Annotated in this window: 8 protein-coding genes; 6 read left to right on the top strand and 2 right to left on the bottom strand. The window is 43.9% G+C overall.

Annotated features, from left to right (window positions below):
- Positions 1 to 100: 100 nt before the first annotated feature.
- The 3 genes from BQ7489_RS16660 to BQ7489_RS16650 all read left to right on the top strand — a co-directional run bounded on the left by BQ7489_RS16660 (position 101) and on the right by BQ7489_RS16650 (position 3,755).
- Complete coding sequence (locus BQ7489_RS16660) at positions 101 to 1,861, top strand: 1-deoxy-D-xylulose-5-phosphate synthase (protein WP_072532293.1); 1,761 nt, start codon at positions 101 to 103, stop codon at positions 1,859 to 1,861.
- A 223-nt stretch (positions 1,862 to 2,084) separates the two neighbouring features.
- Positions 2,085 to 2,975 (top strand): EamA family transporter, encoded by an 891-nt coding sequence (locus tag BQ7489_RS16655; protein WP_072532292.1) that lies wholly within the window; start codon positions 2,085 to 2,087, stop codon positions 2,973 to 2,975.
- Between the two features lie 105 nt (positions 2,976 to 3,080).
- Positions 3,081 to 3,755, top strand: a complete 675-nt coding sequence (locus BQ7489_RS16650) for an AlkZ-related protein (protein WP_072532291.1) — start codon at positions 3,081 to 3,083, stop codon at positions 3,753 to 3,755.
- On the opposite strand, the gene BQ7489_RS16645 is transcribed toward BQ7489_RS16650, so the two are convergent.
- Together BQ7489_RS16645 and BQ7489_RS16640 are read right to left on the bottom strand one after the other, a co-directional pair.
- Entirely contained in the window at positions 3,756 to 4,970 is a 1,215-nt protein-coding gene (locus BQ7489_RS16645; RefSeq protein WP_072532290.1) for an MFS transporter, read from the bottom strand.
- 81 nt (positions 4,971 to 5,051) lie between these two features.
- Positions 5,052 to 6,215 (bottom strand): IS4 family transposase, encoded by a 1,164-nt coding sequence (locus BQ7489_RS16640; protein ID WP_072529683.1) that lies wholly within the window; start codon positions 6,213 to 6,215, stop codon positions 5,052 to 5,054.
- 256 nt (positions 6,216 to 6,471) lie between these two features.
- On the opposite strand from BQ7489_RS16640, the gene BQ7489_RS16635 reads away from it, so the two are divergent.
- Genes BQ7489_RS16635 through BQ7489_RS16625 form a run of 3 tightly spaced genes read left to right on the top strand, consistent with a single transcriptional unit; the run spans position 6,472 to position 11,024 of the window.
- Entirely contained in the window at positions 6,472 to 7,437 is a 966-nt protein-coding gene (locus BQ7489_RS16635) for a calcium/sodium antiporter (RefSeq protein WP_072532289.1), read from the top strand.
- 57 nt (positions 7,438 to 7,494) lie between these two features.
- Entirely contained in the window at positions 7,495 to 9,171 is a 1,677-nt protein-coding gene (locus BQ7489_RS17520; RefSeq protein ID WP_113745306.1) for a family 43 glycosylhydrolase, read from the top strand.
- Positions 9,168 to 11,024 carry a beta-L-arabinofuranosidase domain-containing protein gene (locus tag BQ7489_RS16625; RefSeq protein WP_072532287.1) on the top strand — a complete coding sequence of 619 codons (1,857 nt, stop codon included), beginning with the start codon at positions 9,168 to 9,170 and terminating at the stop codon, positions 11,022 to 11,024. Before BQ7489_RS17520 ends, BQ7489_RS16625 begins: the two co-directional genes overlap by 4 nt.
- Positions 11,025 to 11,033: the final 9 nt, after the last annotated feature.

Here is an 11,033-nt window from a genome sequence, read left to right as displayed (position 1 = left end):
CCGGGTACAAAAAAACATAATTTGTCTACATACGCTCATCAGGATTAATGCTACTTTTGCAGAAACAATTTTCTAACTAACTCGTCAAAATATCATTTTTATGTATCTAGAACAGATTGATTCACCGGCCGACATCAAAAAATTATCGGTAGCAGAAATGAATGAATTAAGTAACGAAATACGCCAGATACTGCTTCAGAAATTAAGTGCTCACGGAGGACATTTCGGTCCTAACTTCGGAATGGTAGAAGCTACCATTGCCTTGCACTACGTGTTTCATTCTCCGGAAGACAAGATTGTATTCGACGTATCCCACCAAAGTTATACCCACAAGATGCTGACAGGACGGAAGAATGCTTTTCTTCATCCGGAACAATACGACGAAGTTTCGGGCTATTCCGAGCCGACAGAAAGTGAGCATGACCATTTTGTTATCGGCCATACATCCACTTCTGTCAGTCTGGCTGGAGGACTGGCGAAAGGAAGAGATCTGACCGGAAAAACTGGTAACGTAATTGCCGTTATCGGAGACGGATCGCTCAGTGGAGGCGAAGCCCTGGAAGGATTGGACTATGCAGCTGAATTAGGTACAAACTTCATTATTATTGTCAACGACAATCAGATGTCCATAGCCGAAAACCACGGAGGACTGTACCGTAATTTGCAGGAATTACGTGAAAGTAACGGCCTATGCCCTTGCAATCTTTTCCAGGCCATGGGACTGGACTACCTCTATGTAAATGAGGGAAATGACATAGAAGCACTAATCAAAGCCTTTTCACAAGTCAAGGATATAGACCATCCGATTGTGGTGCATATCAACACGCTGAAAGGGAAAGGATATAAACCGGCAGAAGAAGATAAGGAAACTTATCATTGGACCATGCCTTTCAATCCAGAGACAGGCGTCATCAAACAAGTGAGCGAAGAGCCTCAAGATTATGCCGACCTGACTGCAGACTATCTGCTGCAACACATGCAGAAGGACCGTCGTATTGTGGCCATTTCAGCCGGTACACCTGCCGTAATGGGATTTACCCCCGACCGACGGAAAGCAGCCGGCAAGCAATTTATAGATGTAGGTATAGCCGAAGAACATGCCGTAGCTTTAGCTTCCGGTATAGCTAAAAATGGAGGGAAACCGGTTTTTGGAGTCTACAGTACATTTATCCAACGTGCATACGACCAGCTTTCGCAGGATTTGTGTATCAACCGCAATCCGGCAGTACTGCTGGTATTCTGGGGGTCACTTTCGGCCATGAACGACGTGACTCACCTTTGCTTTTTTGACATTCCACTCCTTAGTAATATTCCTAACCTGGTTTACCTGGCTCCTACCTGCCGGGAAGAGTATATAGCTATGCTGGAATGGAGCATCCGGCAGAATGAATATCCGGTGGCCATCCGTGTACCAGCTATACCATTGGCTTACGGACATCGTCCCGTCGACACGGATTACAGCGTATTAAACCGCTACCAGACAATAAGGAAAGGAAGTCGGGTTGCCATTCTGGGAGTAGGTTCTTTCTTTGGACTGGCCGAAGAAACGGCAGCCTTACTCAAGAAACAACACGACATGGAAGTAACCCTCATTAACCCACGCTACATTACAGGTGTTGATGAAACCCTCATGGAAGAACTGAAGGCCGGACATGAACTGGTTGTCACTCTGGAAGACGGTGTACTTGACGGTGGGTTCGGAGAAAAGATTGCCCGCTATTTCGGATGCAGTCCGATGAAGGTGCTCAATTTCGGTGCCCGAAAAGAATTTGTCGACCGATTTGACGTACAGACATTCCTGAAACAAAACCATCTGACAGCTTCACAGATAGCAGACGATATTCTGCAACAGCTTGCCTGACCCCATATTTTTAACGTTATAGATTCTTGAGAATCACAAATTTTACCCAAGTTTACGTATTGACGTATTCTTGGGTAAATTGCATCAAAGAAATTGAGACCAGTTGGATATTTTTTTAATTCCTGTATAGACTTCTGTGGCTTAACCGATGAATCTACCGGAAGAAAGACCATCATTGACAGATAATGATTAATTTTGTGCCCCGTAAACCTATACAATAAATATGAAAAAACTTAGTAAGAATGCTATTATCGGTTATCCGGCCGGAATTATCACCGGCATAACCTACGGTCTGAATCCTTTATTTGCTGTACCGTTAATGAAAAACGGCGCCGCAATTGAATCCATACTTTTCTTCCGCTACTTTTTTGCAGTTCTGATATTGGGATTGTTTCTGATACTCCGCAAACAAAGTTTCAGGATTTCATGGAAACAGGCAGGCGTGCTGCTTGTCCTCGGATTACTTTATACAGCAAGCAGTCTGTTTCTTTTTGAAGCATATAATTATATTGCCTCCGGACTTGCAACGACCCTTGTATTCCTATATCCTGTCCTTGTGGCCATCATAATGGTATTCTTGAAGGTTGTTCCATCATGGCCGGTATGGCTCGCCATCGCTGCAACATTTGGAGGAGTGCTGATCATGACACAAAATGACGGAACACAGACTATCGATCCGATAGGCGTAATGCTGTCATTAGGTTCGGCATTGGTTTACGCCCTCTTCATTGTCATCATTAACCGCAGTAAAACAATTGCCAGCATATCCAATTCATTACTGACATGCTATACCCTTGTGGTCGGATCAGTCATATTTTTAGGATCAGCTATTTTTTCCGACGTAGCTATAACCTCCTGTATTTCAAAACCTGCCAACTGGATCAACCTGGTAGGTCTGGCCTTGTTGCCAACCATCGTTTCAACTGCTACCCTAGCCATCGCATCCCGGAATATCGGAGCAACCAAAGCGTCGGTTCTCGGTGTATTCGAACCGATAACAGCAATCCTTGTCGGTACACTCGTGTTCGGAGAACCGCTCACAACAAACATCATAGCAGGTATTTCCATTGCAATAATAGCCGTAACATTCATGATTACCGTGACAAAACGATGAGGACTGATTTTTACCCTATAATAAAGAGTCAGTATAAAACTCATAATTTTGGGATAAAGTAATTAAGAAATATTCTATTGTAAAAAGGAATAAAAGACTGGAAACATGAAAAAAGAAGTATTACATTCCTGCCCCGAATTAATCGACTATATCAATGAAATAGGCTTTCTCCCTTTGCTGCACATAGGAATTCCGGGGTGGTCGGCAGAAGAAACAGTAGATGAAGATTGCCAATATAACCAATTACCAGAAGGAGGTTGGGAATGGCCGCTTTGGGAATGGAAAGGTTCCATTCTACAGGAAAGCGGTTGTGCCTACGGCAAGTTCTTAAATAGTAAGGCTACATTCATCAGCCGTGAATGGTGGCCGGAATTCTGCAATTACCGCCGAAGCATCTATCCATATCCGGAAGAAGGAAGTATTGAAGAAAGTATTCTCTCTACCCTAAAAAGCGAAGGCAGCCTGATTACCCGTGAGCTGCGTGCGGCATGTGGTTTTACGGGTCCCAAAATGCGCAGTCGGTTTGATTCTTATCTGACCCGCCTGGAAATGGGCGGATATATCATAACGGAAAACTTCATTTATCCTCACGACCGCCACGGACGGGAATATGGATGGGGATGGTCCCTGCTCACCACACCAGAAACACTCTTCGGTAGAGAAACCTGTCACCCCAAACGTACCCCGGAGGAATCATATGAACGGATGCTCAGAAAGTTCCGTAAGATTCTGCCGGACACCTCTGAACAGGTATATGATTCTCTACTCAAAGGAAAGTGATTATTTTTTCCGTAAATCCGGAAGAAATATGGCTATAAAACCGAGTAAAGGCAACCACGTACTTACCTTGAATATATAATTTATGCTGGTTACATCGGCCAGCCAACCGAAAAATGCCGAACCTATTCCTCCTAACCCGAACATCAATCCGAAAAAGATACCCGCAATCATTCCTACTCTATCAGGCATCAGATCGGTAGCATAAACTACTATAGCAGCGAAAGCCGAAGCAATGATCAGTCCCGACATAATGGCCATGACAATAGTCCAACCTAGATTGAGATACGGCATAGCAAGTGTGAAAGGAGCAGCTCCAAGTATAGAAAACAAGATGACATACTTGCGTCCGTAACGGTCTCCCATGAATCCGCCGAGTAATGTACCTATAGCAAAAGCAGCCAGATAAGCAAACAGACAATACTGCGACTGCTGCATACTTACACCGAATTTATCCATCAGGTAAAAAGTGAAATAGCTTGTCATACAAGCATTAAAAAAATATTTGGAGAATATCATCAATACCAGTATCCATAAAGCTATACGTACCGTCTTTCCTGGCAGGTTACATACCGTTGCCGCTACTTTTCCATGCCGGGACCTGACTTCGGACAAAAGGAAACTATACCAACTCCCGACGCGCATCAGCAGTAAAGAAGCGAGCAGTGCAGCCAAAGCAAACCATCCTACCGCATGCTGTCCGAAAGGCATTACTATCAAAGCAGTCAATAACGGACCAACAGCACTTCCTCCATTACCGCCTACCTGGAAAATAGACTGCGCCAGACTTTTCTTACCCCCGGATGCCATTTGAGCTACCCGCGATGCTTCCGGATGAAATACTGCGGTACCGCAACCGATCAAAGCCACGGATAACAGAATAGATAAAAATCCAGATGAAAAAGCGAGCGAAATAAGTCCTACAAGAGTAAAACCCATACCCAGTGCCAACGAATAGGGCTGAGGATGACGGTCGGCATATCGCCCTACAAATGGTTGAAGTACAGACGAAGTAATCTGGAAAATCAGCGTTATGATACCGATTTGCGCAAAAGTAAAACTGTATTTTTCCTTCAGTAACGGATAAAGAGCCGGAATAACCGACTGAATCATATCATTCAACAAATGGCATGTACCAATGGTAAACAATATGGAATAAACGGTTCCCACAGTAATGTATGGACGGCCTGTCACAAGTTTCATCAATTTGCTTGTCATGATTCTTCTATTCAAATGAAAATGGCATCATAAATAAATTTGTGGCAACAAAACACTACTGTCCACTAAAAATGGACAAGGTTAAAAATTAAATAAATTCGATTCACTTGAATCATATCGGTCTTTGACATTTTTGAAATTCGATTTGTCAAACAAGTCACTGAGATGTGTTTTGTCAGTTAGAGAAATTCCGAGAATTTGGAGAACTTCATAGATGCTGCGTTCTAATTTCATATCGTGTTGGACTATTGCTACTAGGCAGTAAGTGATTATCGCACAATAGATTTGTATGCGTACAGCGTTTTCCGATGTTCCCCAAAACTTCTTAATTCTGAGGTGTTGTTTTATCCATTTGAAGAACAGTTCAACACTCCATCTGTTTCGATAAAGCGATGATATTAACTCCGCAGATGCATTAAGATTATTCGTCAGAAAGATGTATCGTGTACCGTCTTCAGGATTCTCAACGATGAGTTTTCTAAGTTCTTCGGGGTAATCCTTAGAACTTTTATAAACCGTAAAGCAGCCGATTACATCCGAAACTACACCTTCCGGCAATCTTCGTTTCCAGGTTTTAGGCTTGATCCGTACATTTGTTTTGGCTCGTACAACGAAGAAAGCGCCTATACGATTTATTGTATTAAGGTTGCTGAAATCGTTATACCCTCGGTCGAATATGTAATGCGCTCCTGATTCGTATGGAATCTCAGACATAGCCTTTGAATCGTGAATATTGGCAGATGTAATATGCACAAATGCAGGTACTTCCGCTTCAATATCGTAGAGCGTATGCAACTTTATTCCGCCTTTATGTTTGCGAAATTTAGCCCACTCAAACACTGACAGGCACAGATCAATCGTTGTAGAGTCAAATGCATAAACATGACCGTCAAGTTCGAATATTTTATTGATTCTACGCTTGCGAGCCTCGGCAATCATGAATGTTGCGTACTCTTCGAAGATGCGGTAGTTACGTTGCTCATTAGCCTTACTAAGATTGCTCCGAGTTACAGACTTCCCGATTCCTAGATGGTAAAGTTTTCCAGCATGAGCTTCCATAGCCACAATCAAATCTCTGAGACTCTCTCGATTAGATAGCTGACCGAACATCATCGTAAGTAGTTGATTCCAACAGGTATAGCTTTTGATATATTTATCGCCTTCATACTTTGTAACGATACGATTGAATTTACTTCGGTCAAGGAACTTAACTAATTGGGCAAAAATATATGGGTCTTTATGCATAACGGTCTGAAAATTACCACAAAAGTAAATTCAAATCCGTTCTCTCCAAAATCCCCTATAACAAATTGAATTTCAATAATTTCAAGGAACTTCTATGATTTTTTAGTGGACACTAATGGCAACAAAAATATAAATTAAATATAACAAGAGTAGTACTTTTTCACTTATTCTATTTTCTTTCCTGAACAAAAGTTTTAACTTTGTTTCTATATTAGGTTAAAAGCATTGCATTAACATAATTAAAACCGCTCATTTTATGTGGACTGATATATTCATTTTAATTGGTGGGCTGGTCCTGATCCTATTGGGAGCCAGCGGACTGACAGATGGAGCTGCTTCGGTAGCCAAACGTTTCCATATATCCGATCTGGTTATCGGACTGACCATTGTCGCATTCGGAACCTCTGCTCCAGAACTGGTTATCAGTGTTCTTTCGGCTATTCAGGGCAGTGCAGAAATGGCTATCGGAAATGTAGTGGGAAGTAATATCTTCAACGTACTGATGATTATAGGATGCACAGCCCTTGTACGCCCCATACAAGTAGGACAAGGTACCATGAGTAAGGAAATCCCTTTAGTTATCCTATCGGCACTGACACTTACATTTTTTGCCAACGACCGCTTTCTGGACGGGGAGAATATAAATGTCATCAGCCGTATTGACGGACTTGTATTACTATGTTTCTTCCTGATCTTCATGCGCTATACGTTTGCTATTGCACACAATGGAAATGAAAATGGAGGCGAGGGGGAAAAGGTCAAAGTATTACCAATATGGAAATCATCACTATACATCATTGGCGGACTTGCTGGTCTTATTTTCGGCGGCCAGCTCTTTGTAGACGGAGCCAGTGGCATTGCACGTTCCCTGGGAGTAAGTGAATCGGTCATCGGACTTACTTTAGTAGCCGGAGGAACTTCCTTACCGGAACTGGCAACTTCCGTAACCGCCGCCTTAAAAAGGAATCCCGGAATAGCCATCGGAAATGTCATTGGCAGTAACCTGTTCAACATCTTCTTTGTATTGGGATGCAGTGCCAGTATTTCACCCCTTCCTATGGGAAATATAAATAACATCGATATGGCTGTACTGATAGGATCTTCTGTATTGTTCTGGCTTGTAGGATGGTTCTTCAAAAAACGGACTATCACACGCATAGAAGGTATATTAATGATACTATGTTACATAGTATACACCACATTCCTGATCTCCCAGCAATAGTCAACCTGAATTTTTCATTAACATTATAACACCTTTTTCCTTTAAAATCTCTCTGTAATGAACAGAAAATTATTTTTAGCAAGTAACATTTCATTGTTATTCCTCTTTGCCGGGTCTGTAAATGCCGGCACCACAGATACAACCAAGCTATTGGCCTATTGGAGTTTTGAGAAAATACAACATCTGTCGGGTGATTCAATTTCGGCTTCCATCATCGGACAGCCGCTTACATCGGATAAAGGGAAGCCGGCCGAACCTCAGCCATATGTCTACGATGAAAGCGGAAACGGAAACTTGATCCAATGTAATGACTACACACCTTCAACCAATCTTTTTTCTGATGACGTACCGGCAGCTTCTGTAAACGGACATCCCAACACTCGCTCGCTGCTACTGAAAAGGCACGAATATGTAGTACCGTTCAACCGCCCATTGCCATTCTACGACATACAGCAGGCATGGGAAATCAGTCTCAGTATGAAGTGCAATCACTTGGGAACCGAACAGGTCTTTTTATGCAAAGAAGGAGTTAAAGGATCCATTTACGCCGACATATCCATCGGTTTTGATCCGATGGAACAACGTTTTTTTGTCCAGGTAGCCGATGTCAACGGTACTCCCCAACGCCTCGCTACAGGCAATAAGATAGAAGGCGGACGTTGGTACGATGCCTATGCACGTGCCCGGTACAATGAAGAAAAGAATGAAACTATATTGGAATTTGGCGTCCGACCTTCGGGAGAACAAAAGTACGATATCTCTGCCCTCACATACAAAGGACTGGCTGTAAGGCATAATGCCGGTATGTGGATCATCGGCCGTGGTTATCCGGGTGGTTTCCCTAACAGCCTGGCTGTCCTGGACGGCGCCATCGATGAAGTTTCCATCCGTGGAGAAGAGAAACCTTACAAACCTGGACAAAATCCTTTGTTCCGCGATTCGTTTACTGGCGATCCGGCAATTACTGTTATCGGCGATAAAGCCTATGCTTACGTAGGAGCCGACAGAGCCGGTGTGGGCGGGTGGTTCAATATGCCCGAATGGCTTTGTTACTCTTCATCCGACATGAAAAACTGGACAGCACACGGAACAGTGCTGCGTGCAGCCGATTTTCCCGGTGCAAGTCCTTATGGAGCATGGGCCGCACAAGTGGTTGAAAAGGACGGTAAATATTATTATTACGTTACCCTAGACCGGAAAGACAATGGTGAGCACATGATTTCAGTAGCTGTAAGCGATTCACCTACAGGGCCATTCAAGCCAGCCCGAAAAGACGGGACTCCTTTAATTACCGATGCCATGACACCCGATTCACACCGTCCGAACGCTGATATTGACCCAACAGTATTCATTGATAATGACGGAACTCCCTGGATGGCATGGGGTAATGGCGACTGCTATATGGTAAAACTGAAAAAGAATATGATTGAACTCGACGGACCTGTCAAAAAAGTTCCTTTCCGGAACTATGCCGAAGGTCCCTGGACTTTCCGCGGATACATAACGGGAGCAGCCAATCATGGATTTACCATCCACCCTTCTGTAGTTGAATTCAAGGGACAATGGTATTTCTTCTACCATGACGGTTCCTATCCGCTGGACGGTACACCTGGTGGTGATTGCCGCCGTCACGTATGTGTAGAATATCTTTACTTCAATCCTGACGGTACCATAAAGCCTATTAGACTGACAACCGAAGGAGTTAGTGTCAAACCCGGTATGAATATGAAATGAGACCAAATAAGAAAATTCTGTCATTGTTGCTAATAGGGCTGTTAGCAGGCAACAGTGCAAAAAGTGAAGAGGACGGCAAGATCCATGCCGTTCCTTTTCCTATTGAAGATGTAGTCTTACAACCTTCTTGGGTGAAACAACGTGAATCATTGAACATCAATTGGCTGAAGTCACTTGATGCTGACCGGCTGCTTCACAATTTCAAGGTCAATGCCGGACTACCTTCATCGGCTACGCCACTTACCGGTTGGGAGTCACCGGGTATCGGACTGCGCGGACATTTTGTCGGGCACTATCTGTCGGCTGCTTCTTCTATTGTAAAGAAATATGGAGACCCGGTCTTAGCCAAGCGACTCAATTATATGATAGACGAACTGGGCAAATGCCAGTCGGTATTAGGTAACGGATACTTGTCCGCTTTCCCCGAAACTGACTTCGATACACTCGAATCTGTCTTTGGCGGTGTCTGGGCTCCTTATTACACTTATCACAAGATCATGCAGGGATTGCTTGACGTCTACCGCAATACAGGAAACCGGAAAGCCTACAACATATTGCTTGGGATGGCCGATTATGTAGCCCGGCGTATGAGCCGGCTCGACGAATCCACCATTTCAAAAATGCTATATACCCCTCAGGCCAATCCGGCCAACGAAGCGGGAGCCATGAACGAAGTTCTCTACGAACTATATGGCATTTCACACGACAAGAAACATCTGCAACTCGCCCGGATTTTTGACCGTAACTGGTTTCTCCAGCCTCTCGCAGCCAATAAAGATATCCTCTCCGGTCTGCACTCCAATACTCACCTCGTACTGGTAAACGGTTTTGCAGAAGGTTATGACCAAACTGGTAACCCGTTGTACTATGATGCTGTATCCAATTTCTGGAACATGCTTCAGTCTGCCCACACTTATGTAAACGGCTCAAGTAGCGGCCCCCGGCCCAATGCCACCACTCCAACCTCACTTACATCCGAACATTGGAGTATTCCGGGGCATTTGGGCAATACACTCACTCGTGAAATAGCCGAAAGCTGTGTCTCACACAACACCCAGAAACTGACAGCACATCTGTTTACCTGGACCTGTGCTCCCAAATATGCCGACGTCTACATGAATACTTTCTATAATGCCGTAATGGCTCTCCAGAACCATGAAACCGGAGACTGTGTCTACCATTTGCCTTTAGGCTCTCCACGACAAAAAAAATACCTTGACGGGCAGACCGATTTCAAATGCTGCAACGGATCCAGCATCGAAGCCTTCTCATTACTGAACAACAATATTTACTTTCACCAAGGAAATGAACTCTGGATCAACCAATATATACCGACCGTGCTTGACTGGAAAGACCGGCATATCACATTGACACAAACCGGAGATCTGGTCCGTGACCACCATATAGGTATCACGCTATCCATGCAGACACCCCATACACTACCAGTCCATCTGTTCATCCCTTCCTGGAGCAAACAGGCAGGCATTTTTATCAACGGCAAACAGGTAGGAACAGGTGAAGGTGGCTCATTTTTCACCCTCAACCGTCAATGGAATGACAGCGACCGCATTGAAATCTGTTTTGACTTCAGCTTCCGTATCGAACATATGCCCGATGACGAACAGACAATAGCCATTTTCTACGGCCCCATGCTGCTAGCATTCCAGTCGCCCGACGAAATCTGGCTGAAAAGTTCATCTTCCGATATAGCCTCAGGCCTGAAAGTAACCGATGTACAAAATCTTGTCTTTTCACTCGACGATTACGGTACGACCTATCAACTGAGACCCTTATTTGCCATCACAGACGAATCATATAGCGTATACGTACGTACCGACAGATTGAGTGATTAATGGAAATGC

The organism is Bacteroides ilei, from assembly GCF_900128495.1.
GTDB lineage: Bacteria > Bacteroidota > Bacteroidia > Bacteroidales > Bacteroidaceae > Phocaeicola > Phocaeicola ilei.
This window is presented reverse-complemented; position numbering and strand designations above follow the sequence as displayed.

Coding starts and splice junctions, on each gene's coding strand:
- BQ7489_RS16660 (WP_072532293.1), top strand. CDS start 101: ATGTATCTAGAACAGATTGATTCACCGGCCGACATCAAAAAATTATCG.
- BQ7489_RS16655 (WP_072532292.1), top strand. CDS start 2,085: ATGAAAAAACTTAGTAAGAATGCTATTATCGGTTATCCGGCCGGAATT.
- BQ7489_RS16650 (WP_072532291.1), top strand. CDS start 3,081: ATGAAAAAAGAAGTATTACATTCCTGCCCCGAATTAATCGACTATATC.
- BQ7489_RS16645 (WP_072532290.1), bottom strand. CDS start 4,970: ATGACAAGCAAATTGATGAAACTTGTGACAGGCCGTCCATACATTACT.
- BQ7489_RS16640 (WP_072529683.1), bottom strand. CDS start 6,215: ATGCATAAAGACCCATATATTTTTGCCCAATTAGTTAAGTTCCTTGAC.
- BQ7489_RS16635 (WP_072532289.1), top strand. CDS start 6,472: ATGTGGACTGATATATTCATTTTAATTGGTGGGCTGGTCCTGATCCTA.
- BQ7489_RS17520 (WP_113745306.1), top strand. CDS start 7,495: ATGAACAGAAAATTATTTTTAGCAAGTAACATTTCATTGTTATTCCTC.
- BQ7489_RS16625 (WP_072532287.1), top strand. CDS start 9,168: ATGAGACCAAATAAGAAAATTCTGTCATTGTTGCTAATAGGGCTGTTA.